Source organism: Skermanella pratensis, assembly GCF_008843145.1.
GTDB lineage: Bacteria > Pseudomonadota > Alphaproteobacteria > Azospirillales > Azospirillaceae > Skermanella > Skermanella pratensis.
In genome coordinates, this window is the sequence record NZ_CP030265.1 from 252,984 (window position 1) to 270,187 (window position 17,204).

17 protein-coding genes are annotated in these 17,204 nt (G+C 67.6%); 9 read left to right on the forward strand and 8 right to left on the reverse strand.

All coding sequences use genetic code 11. The features are described from left to right. Positions 1-16 precede the first annotated feature (16 nt). The 4 genes from DPR14_RS01125 to DPR14_RS01140 all read right to left on the reverse strand — a co-directional run bounded on the left by DPR14_RS01125 (position 17) and on the right by DPR14_RS01140 (position 5,357). Complete coding sequence (locus tag DPR14_RS01125) at positions 17-985, reverse strand: autotransporter outer membrane beta-barrel domain-containing protein (RefSeq protein WP_158043519.1); 969 nt, start codon at positions 983-985, stop codon at positions 17-19. A 63-nt stretch (positions 986-1,048) separates the two neighbouring features. Continuing rightward, positions 1,049-2,728 carry a glycoside hydrolase family 17 protein gene (locus DPR14_RS01130; protein WP_158043520.1) on the reverse strand — a complete coding sequence of 560 codons (1,680 nt, stop codon included), beginning with the start codon at positions 2,726-2,728 and terminating at the stop codon, positions 1,049-1,051. A gap of 90 nt (positions 2,729-2,818) precedes the next feature. Next, complete coding sequence (locus tag DPR14_RS01135) at positions 2,819-3,634, reverse strand: TylF/MycF/NovP-related O-methyltransferase (protein ID WP_158043521.1); 816 nt, start codon at positions 3,632-3,634, stop codon at positions 2,819-2,821. A 277-nt stretch (positions 3,635-3,911) separates the two neighbouring features. After that, on the reverse strand, positions 3,912-5,357 hold the full coding sequence (locus DPR14_RS01140; RefSeq protein ID WP_246148692.1) for a helix-turn-helix domain-containing protein: 1,446 nt from the start codon (positions 5,355-5,357) through the stop codon (positions 3,912-3,914). A gap of 225 nt (positions 5,358-5,582) precedes the next feature. Here DPR14_RS01140 and aceA point away from each other — a divergent pair, with 225 nt between their 5' ends. The 4 genes from aceA to DPR14_RS01160 all read left to right on the forward strand — a co-directional run bounded on the left by aceA (position 5,583) and on the right by DPR14_RS01160 (position 9,668). Further along, positions 5,583-6,872 (forward strand): isocitrate lyase, encoded by a 1,290-nt coding sequence (gene aceA / locus DPR14_RS01145; protein WP_158043522.1) that lies wholly within the window; start codon positions 5,583-5,585, stop codon positions 6,870-6,872. Between the two features lie 73 nt (positions 6,873-6,945). Next, positions 6,946-7,137: a DUF4170 domain-containing protein gene (locus tag DPR14_RS01150; protein ID WP_192499215.1), complete on the forward strand. Its 192-nt coding sequence runs from the start codon at positions 6,946-6,948 to the stop codon at positions 7,135-7,137. Positions 7,138-7,734: 597 nt separating this feature from the next. Further along, positions 7,735-8,298, forward strand: coding sequence for a DJ-1/PfpI family protein (locus DPR14_RS01155; protein ID WP_158043524.1), 564 nt, complete (start codon positions 7,735-7,737; stop codon positions 8,296-8,298). Positions 8,299-8,510: 212 nt separating this feature from the next. Continuing rightward, positions 8,511-9,668, forward strand: a complete 1,158-nt coding sequence (locus DPR14_RS01160; RefSeq protein ID WP_192499216.1) for a DUF1207 domain-containing protein — start codon at positions 8,511-8,513, stop codon at positions 9,666-9,668. 111 nt (positions 9,669-9,779) lie between these two features. On the opposite strand, the gene kynA is transcribed toward DPR14_RS01160, so the two are convergent. Both kynA and kynU read right to left on the reverse strand, forming a co-directional pair. Further along, positions 9,780-10,616, reverse strand: coding sequence for a tryptophan 2,3-dioxygenase (gene kynA, locus DPR14_RS01165; protein ID WP_158043526.1), 837 nt, complete (start codon positions 10,614-10,616; stop codon positions 9,780-9,782). Positions 10,617-10,641: 25 nt separating this feature from the next. Further along, entirely contained in the window at positions 10,642-11,883 is a 1,242-nt protein-coding gene (kynU, locus tag DPR14_RS01170) for a kynureninase (protein ID WP_158043527.1), read from the reverse strand. Between the two features lie 175 nt (positions 11,884-12,058). Between kynU and DPR14_RS01175 the strand changes: the two genes are divergently transcribed. The 5 genes from DPR14_RS01175 to DPR14_RS01195 all read left to right on the forward strand — a co-directional run bounded on the left by DPR14_RS01175 (position 12,059) and on the right by DPR14_RS01195 (position 15,487). Beyond that, positions 12,059-12,451, forward strand: a complete 393-nt coding sequence (locus DPR14_RS01175) for a group III truncated hemoglobin (RefSeq protein WP_158043528.1) — start codon at positions 12,059-12,061, stop codon at positions 12,449-12,451. A 106-nt stretch (positions 12,452-12,557) separates the two neighbouring features. Beyond that, on the forward strand, positions 12,558-12,842 hold the full coding sequence (locus tag DPR14_RS01180) for a PepSY domain-containing protein (protein ID WP_158043529.1): 285 nt from the start codon (positions 12,558-12,560) through the stop codon (positions 12,840-12,842). Between the two features lie 67 nt (positions 12,843-12,909). Next, positions 12,910-13,413, forward strand: coding sequence for a cytochrome b/b6 domain-containing protein (locus DPR14_RS01185; RefSeq protein WP_158043530.1), 504 nt, complete (start codon positions 12,910-12,912; stop codon positions 13,411-13,413). Positions 13,414-13,421: 8 nt separating this feature from the next. Next, positions 13,422-14,102, forward strand: coding sequence for a response regulator (locus tag DPR14_RS01190; protein ID WP_158043531.1), 681 nt, complete (start codon positions 13,422-13,424; stop codon positions 14,100-14,102). After that, positions 14,099-15,487 (forward strand): sensor histidine kinase, encoded by a 1,389-nt coding sequence (locus DPR14_RS01195; RefSeq protein WP_158043532.1) that lies wholly within the window; start codon positions 14,099-14,101, stop codon positions 15,485-15,487. Before DPR14_RS01190 ends, DPR14_RS01195 begins: the two co-directional genes overlap by 4 nt. Here DPR14_RS01195 and DPR14_RS01200 read toward each other — a convergent pair. Together DPR14_RS01200 and DPR14_RS01205 are read right to left on the reverse strand one after the other, a co-directional pair. After that, entirely contained in the window at positions 15,453-16,556 is a 1,104-nt protein-coding gene (locus tag DPR14_RS01200; protein WP_246148695.1) for a COX15/CtaA family protein, read from the reverse strand. The genes DPR14_RS01195 and DPR14_RS01200 overlap by 35 nt on opposite strands. Before the next feature lie 137 nt (positions 16,557-16,693). Beyond that, a complete protein-coding gene (locus DPR14_RS01205; RefSeq protein ID WP_158043533.1) occupies positions 16,694-17,146 on the reverse strand; it encodes a CBS domain-containing protein in 453 nt (150 codons plus the stop codon). Between the last annotated feature and the right edge of the window lie 58 nt (positions 17,147-17,204).

Sequence of the window (17,204 nt, forward strand, 5' to 3'; positions counted from 1 at the left end):
GGCGGTCGCGAACCCGTCAGAACTTGACCTTCAGGGCCGCCCGCAGGGTATGCATCCGGGGCTGGGTGGTGGAGTGGTCGATCGTCAGGATGCCGCCGTCGCGGTGCTGGGCGGTGAGGCCGAAGCGGATGCTGGTCGCGGTCCGGTGCACGGCCTCGTCCGCCAGTTCGTGGACGTGCTCGATTCCGGCACGCGGCATCAGCGTGCCCCACAGGTAATCGATGCGGTAGCTGGCCTGCACCCCGACGGTTCCCGTGGCGAGCTCGCTGTCGACGCCGGAGTCGCCGCCCTCGGCCGCGGCGTAGTTGAAGCGCGTCGTGGCGGCCAGGATCAGGCCGCCGTCCAGCCGGAGCTCGTTGCGGAGGCCCAGGCCGCCGAACATCAGGTCGGCGCCTCCTGTCGCGAAGGACAGGTCGCCGGTCCCGGCGACCCCGTCGAGCGTCAGGCCGGGCTTGACCATGTGGGCGCCGTAGACGGCGATGCTGCGGCCCGACAGTTTCTCTGCCGTCGCGACATAGCCGCCGGCGACGCCGATCGAGCTGTGGTCGCCGACCTGCATGTCGGCTCCCGCCGTCAGGCCCGGCGTTTCCAGCATCGTGCCGCCGCGCTCCTGCCGGCCGGCCTTCTTCGCGAGGCGTGCGCTGCCGCTGAAGAAGGTGCCGACCGGACCGGTGCGGGAATCCTTCAGGGCCGGCGGCATGAAGCGCGAGAAGGCGCGCAGCGGCACCTGCTTCTCGTCCAGCTCCAGCCGGAGCCGTTCGGCGCGGTTGCCGCCGTTGGGCGCGCCGCCGGCGTGGGATGCGTGGAGATCGTTCAGCCGGTTTATCACGGCGCGGGTCTGATGCCCGGCCGCGATCACGGCGTTGTTCAGATCGGCCGGATTGATGACGGGGTCGGCCCGGGACGATGCCGAACAACCCAGGGCGATGGCGAAGATGCCGGCCAGCAGCCGCGTCGGCGATTTGGAATTAACCCAATGAGGCATCCCGGCCCCCTCCCTACTCCCAAAGTTCGGAGCACAGGGTGGGCGGGCCGGGTTTTCATATGGTTAACGAGATGCTGATAAAATGCTTTTAGTTGACGAAACACTGCTGCGGGCCGCCGCGATTGCAGCCGCGTACGGAATGGCGGTGAGCACCAGGAGCCCCGCCCAGGCCATCGCCTCGGTGTTGACGGTACCCTCGCGAATCACGATGCCCGCCGCGCCGAGCGGCAGGAGTACGGCCAGGGCGAGCGCCGCCCGCCCGGCCAGGACCGACGGCAAGGCCGCCGCCGATGCGCCGGCCAGGGCGCCCCGCACCGTCAGGGAGTTCGGCCCGCCGCCCTGGAGGGCGAGGCGGAGCAGCCCCAGCGCGGGCAGGGCCAGGCCGGGCACCAGATAGTCGGGAACGGGGAAGTCGCGGTAGCGCCCGTCGAAGATCAGCAGCGCGGTCGCGACGACCGCCACGGCCGCCATGGCCCAGGCCGCCGCGGCGCCGGGGACGGCCAGGATCCCGGCCTTCCCGCCCCGCGGATCCGCCAGGAGGCGGGCCGCCGATTCGAGGATCGCCGCTGCCAGGACGACCTCCAGCGCGAAGAGCAGCGCCGCACGGACCGTTTCGAACGGGTAATAGGTCTGCGTCCAGGTGACATGCCCGGCCAGCACCAGGGCGCTCGCCATGCCCTGGGCGAGGATCGCCAGGAGCAGCGCGCGGCCGGGCCGCAGGGAGGCGGCAAGGCCCGGCACCGCCGCCGCGGCGGCCAGGACGGCGGCGATCGCCAGGCCGCTCGACAGCGCGACGTGGCGCATCCAGTCCGGATTCTCGACGACCGGCCCTGCGAGCGAGAACTTGCGTTCCCGGTCGGTGGAGAACAGGCCCCAGTTGGCGCCGACGGTGCCCTCGTTGGCCGATTTCCAGCCCTGGTCGAAGGCCTCGACGATGTTGTACTGGAAGCCCTCGCGCTCGGCCATGCGGACGAACAGGTTGACGAACCGCGCCTTGTTGACGAGGCCGGTCTCGGCGGGGCCGCGGGTCCGCCCGGCGGTCGGCCAGCCGACCTCGCCGACCAGGATCGGCTTGCCGGGGAAACGCTCGCGGATCTCACGGTAGGCTTCGAGGATGCGCTCCTCGGCGCCCTCGACGCCGGCCGGGACGTCCTCCCAGTAAGGCAGCAGGTGGATGGTGATGAAGTCCACCTCGTCGGCCACCTGGGGGTATTTCAGCCACCATTCCCAGACGTCGGCATAGGTCACGGGCTGTTTCACCCGGGCCTTGACCCGGCGGATGTACTCGACGAGCTGGTCGACCGTGCGGTCGCCGCGCAGAAGCACCTCGTTGCCGACGATCACCCGGTCGATCACGTCGGGATACTCGTTGGCGAGGCGGATCTGGGCCGCGATCTCCTCCTCGTTCAGGGCGGTCTTGGGACCGATCCAGGAGCCCTGCATCACCTTGATGCCGTATTCGCGGGCGAGCGGCGGGACGTTCTCCAGCCCTTCGCGGCTGGTATAGGTCCGGACCGCCACGACCTCGTCCTTCAGCAGGCGGAGATCCTCCTCGATCTGCGCCGGCGTCGGGTAGACCATGGTCAGCGGGCTCTGCCCGTCGCGGAACGGCGCGAAGGACACGCTTTGAAGCTTGCCGCCGGGGGGCGGCTCGAGCGGTTGGGGACGATTGGGAAGCGCCCACAGGGCGAAGTTGCCCAGGACGGCGACGGCCAGCACGGCCAATAGGACGGGGACACGCATGGCGGCGATATCTACACGAAATCGCCGCCGCCCGGCATGGAAAAACGGCCCCGCCCGGCGCCCGCCCGGGAACCCGGTCCGGCGCCGCGGTCAGGCGTCGGGCGGGGTCTTCGTCCGGGCCAGCAGGAACACGGCCGAATTCTCGTTGTAGGCCGGCAGCTGGGTCGTCGCGATGTCCGGGTTGCGGCGCAGGAACTCGTCGAAGGCGCGCTTCTCGCCCAGGTTCTGCTCCGCCAGGCCGCCGGCATGCCAGTCGTCGAACAGGAAGACCGCGTGGTCTCCGATCAGGGGTTCGACGAAGGCCAGCGAGTCGCGCGCCGAGGTGTAGATGTCGCAGTCGATCATGGCGATGCCGACATGGCGGATGCCGTGCCGCTCGACGAGTTCGGGCGTCAGCGTGTCCTTGAACCAGCCCTTGATCAGGAAGGTCCTGCTCCAGTCCACGCCGCGGCGGGTCAGCAGCTTGCGGGCGAACTCGATCGACGAGGCGAGCTGGCCGCTGCTCCAGAGCTGGTTGTCCTGATGGTCGGCTTCCGGCGGCAGGCCCTCGAAGCTGTCGAAGCCGAACTGGCGGACGCCGGGAGTGCCGGTCCGCTCCAGCGCGTCGTGCATGCAGGCCATGGACGAGCCGTAGCAGACGCCGAATTCCAGGTAGTCGCCGATCGGCTTGCCGCCGTTCAACTCGCGCAGGCGCCGGATGGCGTCGACGAAGCTGGCGGTGAGCTTCTGTTCGGGCACGAGGCCCTCGCCGGCCAGGGCCCGCCGTTGGGTACGGACCCGGTATAGCCAGCGGTTCACCTTACGGGACGGCTCGAACAGTCCCAGCGCCATCAGCAGGCGGAAGAAAGGCGTGTTGAAACGGTCGGCACCGGGAGGCCGAGCGGCATGGCTGTCGTTGACCGTCATCGGAGCCAAATTCCTGCAATGGTTTCATCAGCTATCATAAACGGATGAAAACCATATTGGCTGCCATGGGGCCAGGATTTATATGACTTGCCTCAAGAGAAGATGCAAAGTGGTTATTGACACTTCAAAGAAAACATAGAATTTCGAGGATTATGGATATCTTTTTGAGAAAAAACTTGTGATCTGGGACAAAATTATCCTAATCCTGAAACTCCGGACTGTAGTTTACAAGCTTCTTAAAATCCTTTCAAGTTGCCGTATTCCATGAAAAGTTCTTCTATTGCTGGCCCGGCATGAAGAAGTACGTCGACAGTCCGCGCTGGTTCTCGTCGATGATCAGGCGGTGGTTCAGCGGGGGGAAGGCGCGCTGGCTGCAGTCCAGGCGCGGGCACAGGCGGCAGTTGACGCCGATCGGCGTCGCGGCACCGACATTGTCCAGGTCGACGCCTTCCGCGTAGACCAGCTGCCCGGCATGGGCGACGTCGCAGCCCAGGCCGATAGCGAATTGCTGGGGCGGGCTGCGCCAGCCGCCGCCGCTCTTGTCCACCGTGCGGGCGATGCTGAAATAGGTCGTGCCGTCCGGCATGCGGGCCACCTGGGTCATGATCTGCCCCGGCGACCGGAACGCGTCATGGACGTTCCAGCGCGGGCAGGCGCCGCCGAACCGGGCGAAGTTCAGGCTGCCGGCGCTGAACCGCTTGCTGACGTTGCCCGCGTTGTCGACCCGGATCAGGAAGAACGGAACGCCCTTGGCGCCCGGCCGCTGGAGCGTGGTCAGCCGGTGGCAGACCTGCTCGAAGCTGGCGTCGAACCGGTGGCCCAGGATCTCGATGTCGTAGCGGACCGACCGCACCGCCTCGATGAAGCGGTCGTAGGGCATCAGGACGGCCCCGGCGAAGTAGTTGGACAGCCCGATCCGGGTCAGCCGCCGCGCCTCGTCGCCCGACAGGGAGGTCCCGGCGGCCAGCCGGTCCATCAGATCGCGGTGGTGGAGCAGGGCGATCTGGCAGGCGAGCTGGAAATTCCGGCCGCTGGGCGGCAGCATCTCGGACAGCAGGATGCGCCGGCTGTGCCGGTCGAAACGGCGCAGGCCGGTGCCCATCACGTCCATGGGCATCAGCTTGACGCGCACGCCGTGGGCGCGGTTGAGGAAATCCGTCAGGCCGCGGTACAGGTCGCCGCTCTCCGCCTTCAGGTCGCGCCACAGCTCCTCCGCGGCGCTTTCCAGCTCGGGGAAATGATTGCCCTGGGCGTGGAAGAAGTCGCGGACCTCCTCCACCGGGAAGGCCGCGGCCTGGACGACCTGGAGCTTGTCGCGGTCGGCCACCCGCCCGGCCAGCGCCTCGATGTCCTCGCGCGCTTCGCGGTAGGCCTGGTAGAGGGTGACGACAGCCTGGCCCAGCGTCGGGGCGACGGCGGCCAGTTCGCGGAAATCGGAGTTCTTGACATCGCTGCCGGCGAACAGCGGGTCGGCGAACACCTCGCGCAGCCCGGCGATCAGCCGGCTCTCCTCGTCCTCGGCGAAAGCCTGGAGGTCGATCTCGAAAGCCTGTCCCAGCTTCAGCAGGAGCTGGACCGTCACCGGACGCTGGTTGTGCTCGATCAGGTTCAGGTAGCTGGCCGAGATGCCGAGCTGCTCCGCCATCTGCGCCTGGGTCAGGTTGTGGTCCCGCCGCAGCCGGCGGACCTTGTGGCCCAGCATCGCCTTCTTGTCCGCCCCCACCGACCGCCCCCGTCTTTGCCGCAGTGCCGTAAACTTTACAAGCTTTACGGATTTTCAGCAAGCCACAGACAGGCCTTTACAGGATTACCCTTTTACAATCAGCCACTTATTGCCTGAACCGCATTATAGCGATACCTGTAGTTCATCGCTGCACCGCACCTCGCACAGCGGTTCAGAAACGGGGGCACCGGTCCCGGAGAACGGCACAAGAAGGGAATTCCGACCATGGCACCGCTCGACAACAGCATCGGTTTCAATTCCGTCGAAGAAATCCATGCCAAGCGCTGGAACGGCATCAAGCGCGACTACACCATGGAGGACGTGGCCCGGCTGAGCGGTTCGGTCAGGATCGAGTACACCCTGGCCGAACTGGGCGCGCGGCGCTTGTGGGAGCTGCTGCACACCCGCCCCTATGTCCATTCGCTGGGCGCCTTCACCGGCAACCAGGCCATGCAGATGGTCAAGGCCGGGCTGGAGGCGATCTATCTCTCCGGCTGGCAGGTCGCGGCCGACGCCAACCTGGCCGGATCCATGTACCCGGACCAGAGCCTCTATCCGGCCAACTCGGTCCCGTCGGTGGTCAAGCGGATCAACAACGCGCTCCAGCGCGCCGACCAGATCCACCACATGGAAGGCAAGTCGGGCACCTACTGGTTCGCGCCGATCATCGCCGACGCCGAGGCCGGCTTCGGCGGCCCGCTGAACGCCTTCGAGCTGATGAAGGCCATGATCGAGGCCGGTGCCGCCGGCGTCCATTTCGAGGACCAGCTCGCGTCGGAGAAGAAGTGCGGCCATCTCGGCGGCAAGGTGCTGCTGCCGATCCAGCAATTCGTCCGGACGCTCAACGCCGCCCGCATGGGCGCCGACGTCTGCGGCACCTCGACCCTGCTGATGGCCCGCACCGACGCGGAGAGCGCGCAGCTGATCACGTCCGACATCGACGAGCGCGACCATCCCTTCATCGACCGCGAGGACCGCACGCCGGAAGGCTTCTACCGCATCAAGAAGGGCGTCGGCGTCGATTACTGCATCGCCCGCGGCCTGGCCTACGCGCCCTATGCCGACCTGCTGTGGTGGGAGACCAGCAAGCCCAACCTGGAGGACGCCCGCCGGTTCGCCGAGGCGATCCACAAGGAATTCCCGGGCAAGATGCTGGCCTACAACTGCTCGCCCAGCTTCAACTGGAAGGCCAACCTGGACGACGCCACGATCGCCCGCTTCCAGCAGGAGATCGGCGCCATGGGCTACAAGTACCAGTTCGTCACGCTGGCGGGCTTCCACAGCCTGAACTACGCCACCTTCGACCTGGCGCGCGGCTACAAGGAGCGGGGCATGGCGGCCTATTCCGAGCTCCAGCAGAAGGAGTTCGCGGCCGAGAAGGAGGGCTTCACCGCGGTCAAGCACCAGCGCGAGGTGGGTACCGGCTATTTCGACGCGGTCAGCGTCGCGGTGTCGGGCGGCAAGTCCTCCACCACCGCGATGAAGGACAGCACCGAGAGCGACCAGTTCCACTGATACGCTCCACCAGGCGCGCATCACCGCATTTCACCATCAAGACCTCAACCTTTCGAAAGCGATGGAGATTGTCATGGGAAGCAGCAATCGTTTCTGGGTCGTCGGCGAGTACAATGACACCCGTTTCTCCGAGATGAAGGACGGTACCCAGAAGATGTTCGGGCCTTTCGACAGCTACGAGAAGGCCCGGTCCAAGTGGCAGGCCCAGGCGGAGGCGACCCGCAGCAACTGCCACATGCGTTTCACCATCGCGCAGGAAGGCTGACGGCGCGGCAGCATCGTATCCATCCCAGTGTTGGAGCAGACTGGCGGCGGCGAGGTGACTCGCCGCCCTTTTCCGTTCGTTCGTATCTTCGTCCGCACAACCGCCCTGACGTCGCCTCATTCAAGGCTTGCGCCCGGCGCGTACCTCGTATGTCCAAAATCATATCGCTTGTCCCACCGATCACCGGGTTCGGAGCGGATAAGTTGATCATGGCGGGATTGGGTCGCTACCGGCCGGCCGGCAGCCCGGTACCCGTCGGTTGCGCTGCGGAATTAAGCATTGACTTGGCGCACGAAAGCCGCCACTTAACCTTCATGCTTCGAAAAGCTTGACGGTGCCTTTGCGCCCCGGCTACGGTCGCGCCCCTTCCGGGACAGACCGTCTCACAGGCATCTGCATCTCGCGCGTTGGCCGAACCCGCATTGGATCCGTTCAGATCAGGGGATCCGTTCAGATCAGGGATCGGTGGATCGAGCCGCTTCACGGCGGACCTCGCTGCGATTTCCACAGTTGCCGACGTGGTTCGCCGGGTTGTCGCAGCCGCGGCGGGCCGAAGCGTCCGACGTCACACGACACAACCAATGGAGGATTGCTTTGATGGATCAGCCGCTTGCGGGTAAGACCATCGCCATCCTGGTGGCTAACGGTTTCGAAGAGACCGAAATGACCGAGCCCCAGCGTGCCCTGCTCAAGACCGGTGCCAGCCTCAAGGTGATTTCGCCTGAGCAGGGTCTGGTGAACGGTTGGCATGGCAAGGCCTGGGGACATTATTTCCCGGTCGATCAACAGATCGCCGAAGTTCTGGCGGCCGATTTCGACATGCTGATCCTGCCCGGCGGCGAACGCAGCGTTGCGAAGCTTGCCGGCAATCCGCATGTTCGCCGGATTATCAGCAGCTTCATGGATGGCGGCAAGCCCGTCGCCGCGATCGACGACGGTGTCAGCCTCCTGGCCGTGGCCCAGAAGGTCAACGGCCGCACCCTGACCGCTTCCCCGACGGTCCGCGAGACATTGGAAGCCGCTGGCGCCGTGTGGAGCGAAGAGCCGATCACCCTCGACAAGGCCCTGGTGACCGCCGACGGTCTCGACAGCCTGCCGGCTTTCGTCGACCAACTCGTCAAGTCGTTCATGGACGCCGCCCAGGTCAAGAAGGCCGCCTGACGTCCTTCCCGACCGTTTCGACGCCCGATGGTTTCGACGAACGTTCGAAAGCGCCGCATCCTCCGGATCGCGGCGTTTTTCGTTTTCTCCGGTTTCGACGGTAACTTTTCGGGACACGAGGGAGCCAAGGGGCGGGGTTGTGCGTTTCTCCGCCGCAGCCGGCTTTCCATCGTGATGGAAGGCGGTTCGTCGAAGCCGGAGAAAAGCATCCCGTGATCCCGTCCCATATCCGACGCCATGGCTTGGCGTCCGCCATCTGCTTGGCCGCCTTGTCCGGTATCGCCGGTTCGAACCCGTCATCGGCCCAGGCGCCTGACGACGCCTTCATCGCCGGCTACGCCGCCGCGATCGTCCAGCGCGAATTCGGCCTCGCCGCATCCCAGGTGACGGTGTCCGGCGGCGTGATCCAGGTCGATGCCGAAGCCCTGGCCTCCTCCACCGGGCCGCGCCTGCGCACCGCCCTGTCGGAGATCCCCGGCGTCACGGAGGTGCGGGTGCGCGAGGCGAGCGTGCCCCCCGCGCCGGCACCAGGACCCGTGCTGGCACAGCCGCCGGCCGCCGGTTCCGCCGTGCCGGCCACCGCGGTCATGGCCCAGGGCGCGGAAATCCTGCCGCGCAACAACCTGTTCGAACCGCTGATAGCCGATCCCCGCTGGCCGCGATTCTCCGCCAGCTACCGGTACTATCTGGACGATCCGGACGTGGAGCACGCCGGCGCGGTCAGCTTCGGCGAGACTTTCTCCCTGTACCGCAACAGCCTGTTCGGCGGGCGCTGGGAAGTGGGCTTCCAGGCCAGCGTCTTCTCGGTGTTCGACCTGAACAGCGACAGCATGGACTTGGTCAACGCCGACTACTGGGTCGGCGTCCCGGTGTCGTGGCGGCGGGGCGATTTCTCGGTCCTCGGCCGGATCTTCCACCAGAGCTCCCACCTGGGCGACGAGTACCTGCTGCGCGAGGAGATCGACCGGTCCCGACGCATCAACCTGAGCTACGAGGCGGTCGAAGGGCTGGCCTCGTACGATATCGGCGACGAGTTCCGCGTCTATGGCGGGGTCAGCTACCTGTTCGACCAGGAGCCGTCGGACCTGGAGCCCTGGGCCGCCCAGGCCGGCCTGGAGTACGAGAGCCGCGACACCTATGCCGGCGGGCTGCTCCGCCCGGTCGCCGCGGCGGACATGAAGTTCCGGGAAGAAGCCGACTGGGACATGGACCTGTCCCTGCAGGCGGGCTTTCAGCTCGAAAGCAGCCTGCTGACGCCCCGGCGCATCCGGCTGCTGGCGGAATACTACAACGGCTCGAACCCCAACGGGCAGTTCTACTCCCGCAAGCTGGAATATATCGGGTTCGGCATCAACGTTCAGCTCGACTGACGTTCGGTTTGGCCACAGATGCACGCAGATGGGTTCCGGTTGATGAACCCTCTGCGGCCGGCGAGAGCTTAATCAACAGATGGATCTGTGTTTATCTGCGTCCATCTGCGGCTAATTCAGTTCGGTCCGCACCTCCCACAGTTCCGGGAAGAACGTCATGTCGAGCGCGCGGCGGAGATAGCCGACCCCGGCGGTGCCGCCGGTGCCGCGCTTGAAGCCGATGATCCGCTTCACCGTGGTCATGTGGCGGAACCGCCATTGCTGGAACCAGTCCTCCAGGTCGACCAGTTCCTCGCCCAGCTGGTAGAGGTCCCAGTGCCGCCGGGTGTTGCGGTAGATCTCCAGCCAGGCCGCGAGCACGCCGGGATCGCTGCGGTGGGGGGTCGAAAGATCGCGGTCCAGGACTTCCCGGGGTATGGCGAAGCCGCGCCGGGCCAGCAGCCGGATCGTGGCGTCGTACAGGCTTGGGCCTTCGAGCGCCGCCTTGAGGCCGGCATGCAGGTCCTCGCGGTGGCGATGGGGGGCCAGCATCGCGGCGCGCTTGTTGCCGAGCAGGAATTCCATCATGCGGTACTGGTGCGACTGGAAACCCGAGGACTGGCCGAGCCGGTCGCGGAACTGCAGGTAGTCGGCCGGCGTCAGGGTGGACAGGATGTCCCAGGACTGGATCAGCTGGCTCTGGATCCGCGAGACCCGCGCGAGGTTCTTGAAGGCCGGCTGGAGATCGTCGCGCTCCAGCCCCGCGATGGTCGCCTGAAGCTCGTGGATCGCCAGCTTGAGCCACAGCTCGGTCGCCTGGTGGATCACGATGAACAGCATCTCGTCATGCTGGTCGGACACCGGCTTCTGGCAGGCCAGCAGGGGATCGAGCCTGAGATAGTCGCCGTAGCTCATGGCGCCGCTGAAGTCGGTGTGGGCGCCCGTTGCCTCGTGGTCGGAATCTTCCATGAGGGTTTCTCCTTACCTTGCCGGTTCAGGTGACCGCGGCGCGGCGGTGGAACTCCGGGCGGTCCCATTCGCCGCTTTCCATCACGGCGCGCAGATGCTCGACCGCCCGCCAGACGTCGGCATAGCCGACATAGAGCGGCGCGAAGCCGAAACGCAGGATGTCGGGCGCCCGGAAATCGCCGATCACGCCGCGGCGGATCAGCGCCCGCACGATGGCGTAGCCCTGCTCGTGGGCGAAGCAGACCTGGCTGCCGCGCCTCTCCGGGTCGGCCGGGGACGCCGGCCGGAAGCCGTGGGCGCCGCAGCGGGCGGAGACCAGGTCGGCGAACAGGGTGCCGAGCGCCATGGACTTGGCGCGGAGCGCGCCCATGTCGGCCTCCAGCATCAGGTCCACCCCGACTTCCAGCGCGGCCAGGCCGATCACCGGCGGCGTGCCGACCAACATCCGGTCCAGCCCGATGGCGGGGCGGTAACGGGTGTCGAAGGCGAACGGGGCGGCATGGCCCATCCAGCCCGACAACGGCGGGGCGAGGCGGTCGTGGTGGCGTCCGGCGGCGAACAGGAAGGCCGGCGCGCCGGGGCCGCCGTTCAGGTACTTGTAGCCGCAGCCGACCGCGAAATCGGCGTGGCAGCCGTTCAGGTAGACCGGCACGGCGCCGGCGCTGTGGGCGAGGTCCCACAGGGTCAGGGCACCGGCGGATCGGGCCCGCCGGGTCACGGCGGCCATGTCGTGGATCCGGCCGCTGCGATAGTTCACGTGGGTCAGGGAAACCAAGGCCACGTCGTCGTCGATCGCGTCCGCCAATTCGTCCGGCCCGGCCAGCCGCAGTTCGTGCCCCTGGCCGAGAAGGTCGATCAGGCCTTCCGCGACATAGAGATCGGTCGGGAAATTGCCCGGTTCGGACAGGATGACCCGGCGGCCGGGGCGTAGCCGCAGGGCCGCCGCCATCAGCTTGAACAGGTTGACCGAGGTGGAATCGGCGACCCTGACCTCGCCGGGGGCGGCGCCGACCAGGCGCGCGATCTTGTCGCCGACGCGCCGGGGCAGGTCGATCCAGTGGTGGGCGGTCCAACTCCCGATCAGGTCGCGGCCCCATTCCGCCTCGACCACCGAGGCGACCCGCGCCGCCGTCGCCCGGGGCAGGGCTCCCAGCGAGTTGCCGTCCAGGTAGATGACGCCGTCGGGCAGGGCGAAGCGGTCGCGGAACCGGGCCAGCGGATCGGCGGCGTCCAGATCCCGGCAGGCGGCGAGATCGATCTCCGGCATCGGCTTGCCTCCCTTCGAGTGTTCACCGGGCGGTCGTTTCCCAGGCGATGGGGGCACACTGCACGAGATCGGGAGCGGAAACCAGGGGGCGACTTAGCGACGCACAAAGATGCTTTTCATGTACATGTTATCGCCGTCCGGCTAGGGTGGGAGCGACCCGAGACCGGAGGAAGCCATGAGGTTCGACAGCATCACCGAAGAGACCATCGTTACCCTGGTGGACAGTTTCTATGCGCGCATCCGCGACGATTCGGAACTCGGCCCGATATTCGAGCGGGTGGTGGACGGTCATTGGGACCGCCACCTGGGGACCATGGTCCGGTTCTGGTCCTCGGTCATGCTGAAGACCGGGACCTATCACGGCAGCCCGATGCAGGCCCACATGTGCATCCCCGGCATGGAAGCGGGACTCTTCGCCCGGTGGTTGTCCCTGTTCGAGGAGACCGCCGCCGAGCTGTTTGAACCGCCGCAGGCCGAACGCTTCCTAGAACGGGCGAGGCGCATCGCGGAGAGCCTGCAGCTCGGCCTGTTCTTCCGGCCCGGAGCGGCGGCGGCCTCGTCCGTCTGAAAGCCCGGCTTCGTCAGACTGCCGTCAGGTCGGAGCGTCAGGATCGGATCCGTCGATCGCCAGCGCGGGCCATCCCGGTCCACCGGCATCGGACGGAGAAGACACCATGAGAAGACTTGCCTTGTTTGCCCTCTCACCGCTCGCCCTCGCCCTGCTCGCCGGCCCGGCATCGGCCGGTCCGAACTGCACCGGGGAGCCCAGGGACAAGTGGCTTTCCGAAGCGGACATGAAGCAGAAGATCGCCGAGATGGGTTACCGGGACATCCGGACCTTCAAGACCACCAGCGGCAACTGCTACGAGATCTATGGCTACGACAAGGACGGCCGCAAGGCGGAAGTCTATTTCGACCCGGTCGATGCCAGGATCGTCAAGGCGGAGGTAGACGACTGATGACGGGAACGGGCATCGACGGCGGCATGGCCGGGGAACGGATGGCGGCACCCGATACGGGTCCGTCATGGTGTGGGACCCGGTCGTCCGCCTCTTCCACTGGGTGGTCGTGGCGGGATGCGCCGCCAACCTCTTCATCGTCGAGGACGGCGAACCCGCCCACGAGGTCATTGGTTATGCGGTCGCGGCGGCCCTGGCCGTCCGGATCGTATGGGGCTTCGTCGGGACGCGCCACGCCCGCTTCGCCGACTTCGTGCCGACGCCGGCCCGGTTGATCCGGTACGTCCCGCTCCTGCTGCGGGGGCGCGAACCCCGGCAGCTCGGCCATAACCCGGCCGCCGCGGTCATGATGATCACGCTGATGCTCCTGCTCGCCTCTGTCAGCGTCACCGGCTGGATGACGACGCTCGACGCCTTCTGGGGAGTCGAATGGGTCGAGGAGCTTCACGAAGGCACGGCGGACGCGATACTCTGGCTGGCGCTGATCCATGCCGCCGCGGCGATCCATGAGAGCGTGCGGCATCGCGAGAACCTGATCTGGGCGATGGTTACCGGCAGGAAACGGGCCTGAGAACCGGCATGAGGCTTCTGCTCGTCGAGGACAACGAAAGGCTCGCCGGCCTGATGGCCGGCGGGCTCGGCCGCGCCGGATTCGCTGTGGACGCCTTCGGGTCCCTGGAGGAGGCGGACGCCGCCGCCGCCGCCGCGGACTATGACCTGATCGTGCTCGACCTGGGCCTGCCCGACGGGGACGGGCTGGCTTGGCTGAAGGGCTTCCGAGCCCGCCGCCGCGGAACTCCGGTCCTGGTCGCGACGGCCCGGGGCGGCCTTGGCGACAGGGTATCGGGACTCGACACCGGGGCGGACGACTATCTGGTCAAGCCTTTCGAGATGGACGAGCTGCTCGCCCGCTGCCGGGCGCTGCTACGCCGCCCCGGCTCCTGCCTCGCTACGGTCCTGACGGCCGGCAACGTGGCCTTCGACACCGTCTCCCGCCGGATCAGCGTCGGCGGACAGGTGATCGACGCGCCGCGCCGGGAACTCGACCTGATCGAGATCCTGCTGCGCCGCGCCGGGCAGGTGGTGACACGCCCGGTCCTGGAGGAAAGCCTCTACGGGTTCAACGACGAGGTGACGCCGAACGCTCTGGAAGCCCACGTCTCGCGGCTGCGGCGCCGGCTCGCCGAAGCCGGAGCGGACGCCGCGATCCATACCGTGCGGGGCGTCGGCTACCTGCTGCGGGCCGTGGGGGCGGCGTGACCCGCCGGCTCGGCATCGGGGCGCGGCGGCAGCGCCGATCGGTGGCGCAGCTCATCACCGTACGCCTGACCGTGGTCGCGGCCCTCCTGATGGCCGTCCAGGTGGTCCTGGTCGCCTTCCATTACGGGCTTGACGGCAGCCGGCTCGGCGTGCGGGTCGCCGCGAGCGAGGCGGAGCGGCTGGCCGCCCATGTCGCGGCCGGCACCGGCGGCCGCCCGGTGCTCGACCTGCCGGAAGAGCATGCCGGACGCTACCTGCGCCATCCCGATGCCTACGGCTTCCGCATCGTCGACGGTCGGGGAAACATCGTCGCCGGGATGAATGACGGTCTGTTCACGGTTCCGCTGCCGGAGCCCGCCGACGCACCCGACCTGTTCTGGCGCACCATCCCCCGCGGCACGGGGCAGGTCCGCATCCTGGTGCAGCGCTTCGACGCGATCGAGCCCGGTTTCCTGATCTGCATCGCGGTCGCCGCCGATCCGGACCATATCGCCTGGGGCGTGCTGGCGCATGAGGTGATGGACCATGTGGCGATCCCCATGGTGCCGCTGGCGCTGCTGCTCCTGGCCGCCAACGTGTTCGCGGTCCGGCGCACCCTGCTGCCGCTGGGAAGGGCCGCCGGGCAGGCGAGGAAGCTCGACGTGCGGCGCGGCGGCCTGCGCCTGGATGCCGGCACGGATCTGCCGCGCGAAGTCCATGCGCTGGTCAGCGCGGTCAACGCGGCGTTGGGAAGGGCCGACGAAGTCCTTCGCTTCCAACGTGAATTCACCGCAAACGTGGCCCATGAACTGCGCACGCCGCTGGCCGTCCTTCTCCTGGAACTGGACGGGATCGGAGGGCCGGCAGCGGCGGCGGCCAAGCGGGACGTGCAGGCGATGTCCCGGCTGGTCGATCAGCTCCTGCGCGTGGCGCAGCTGGAAGGGCTGAGCACCGAACCGCCCGCTCGGGTCGATCTGGCCGAGATCGGGCGCGAGACGGTCCGGCGGCTGGCCCCGCTGGCGGTCGACCAGGGCAGGGAGCTGGAGTTCCAGGACGACGGCGCCGCCATCGTCGCGGGGTATCGCGACGCCATCGCGGGTGCTCTGCGGAACCTGGTGGAGAATGCCCTGCGGGCGACGCCGCGCGGAACCGCCGTCACCGTGGTCACCGGCCCCGGGGCGGCGATCGAGGTCCGCGACCGGGGACCGGGGATCGAGCCGGCCTTGCGCGGCGGCCTGTTCGGCCGCTTCGCGCAAGGCGACAGGCGGACCCGCGGCAGCACCGGCCTGGGCTTGGCGATCGTGGCCAAGGCGATGGAGATCCACGGCGGCGGCGTCACCATCGCCGGACGGTCCGGCGGCGGAAGCTGCGTCAGGCTGGCCTTTCCGGAGTCCCCGCCGCCCTGACTTCATAGCGGAAACAGACGAGGAGCGCGATCAGGGCCAGGGCGCCGGCCTGGTGGATGGCGGCGACCGGGATGGAGACGACGGTCAGCAGGGTCGCGATGCCCAGGGCGATCTGGAGCAGCATCATCGCGCCGGCGGCATAGGCCAGCTTGTGGCCGCGCGGGCTCAGGTCGGCCCGGACGGCGCGCCACGTCAGAGCCAGCACCACGATGCCGGTGGCGATGGCGAGCCAGCGATGGGTGAACTGGACCGCTGCGTGGTTCTCCACCAGGTTCAGCGGGGCCGGGTCGAGGAACCACATGTCGGACGGAACGAGCTGGCCGCCCATCAGCGGGAAGGTGTTGTAGATCATCCCGGCGTCCAGCCCGGCGACGAAGGCGCCCCAGGCGACCGTCACCGCGACGAAGCCCAGGGCCAGCCCGGAGTGGCGCCTCAGGGACGGTGCCGCGGCGCTGCGGCCCGACCGCGGGTTCGGGTCGAGCAGCCCCAGGGCTATCCACAGCATCAGGGCGAAGATCAGGAAGGCGATGCCGAGATGGAGCGCCAGGCGGTAGTGGCTGACCGAGGGCCGGTCGACCAAGCCGCTGACCACCATGAACCAGCCGATCCCGCCCTGCAGGCCGCCCAGCAGGAAAAGCCCGACCAGCTTGGGCATCAGGCCCTTGGGAATGCGCTTCGTCGCCCAGAACCACAGGAACGGCAGCAGGAAGGCGAAGCCGATCAGCTGGCCCCAAAGGCGGTGGAACCATTCCCAGAAGAAGATCAGCTTGAACTCGTCCAGCGACATGCCGGCGTTGACGTAGCGGTATTCCGGCGTCGCCCGGTACAGGTCGAACACCCGGTTCCACTCGCCCTCCGACAGCGGCGGCAGCATGCCGATCAGCGGTTTCCACTCGACCATGGACAGGCCCGACTCGGTCAGCCGGGTGATCGCGCCGATCACCGCCATGGCGAACACCATGCCGCAGCAGAACAGCAGCCATACCGCGATGGCCCGGGTGTGCCGGGTGCCAGCGGACGAGGCCGCGGCGGGCGCCGCATGCCGGGGCGCCGGATATGTGAGGGACAAGGCTCCAACCCAATCTGATTATTTCAGGATGCTCTCCACCACCGCTCTATGTGGCGCGCGGCGCCGTCGCGTCAAACATCCGAGCGGATGCCGCATGCGGCCGGAAGTCGCATGCGGCATCCCGCAGCACCCTGGGATCAGGCGCCGATCGAATAGTCCTGTCCGAAGATGAAGGAGTCGCGCTCCTTGATCTCCTGCTCGAGCTGGGCATGGACGGCCGCGTACAGGTCGCGGATCGAGACGATGCCGACCACGGTGTCGTCGCGGAGGACGGGCAGGTGGCGGTAATTGTGCTTGCGCATCAGGTCGAGCGCCTCGATCGCCATGGCGTCGGGCGGCAGGGTGTCCGGGCCGGCGGTCATCACCTGGTCCAAAGGAGTGGTCTTCGGGTCGAGGTCCCGGGCCACGACGCGGGTTACCAGATCGCGTTCGGTGAAGATCCCCATCAGGCGGCTGCCCTCGATCACCAGCACGGCGCCTACCCTGCGTTCGGCCATCGCCTTGACCGCCGCGCCGACCATGTCACCAGGCTTGAATGCAATGATGTCCTGCTCCCGGATCACGTCCGGGACCAATTTACGCTTCGGCATTATCCCTATCCCTCTTCACCTGCGGACGGATCCCGTCCGGACCCGGCCTCTCCGCCAG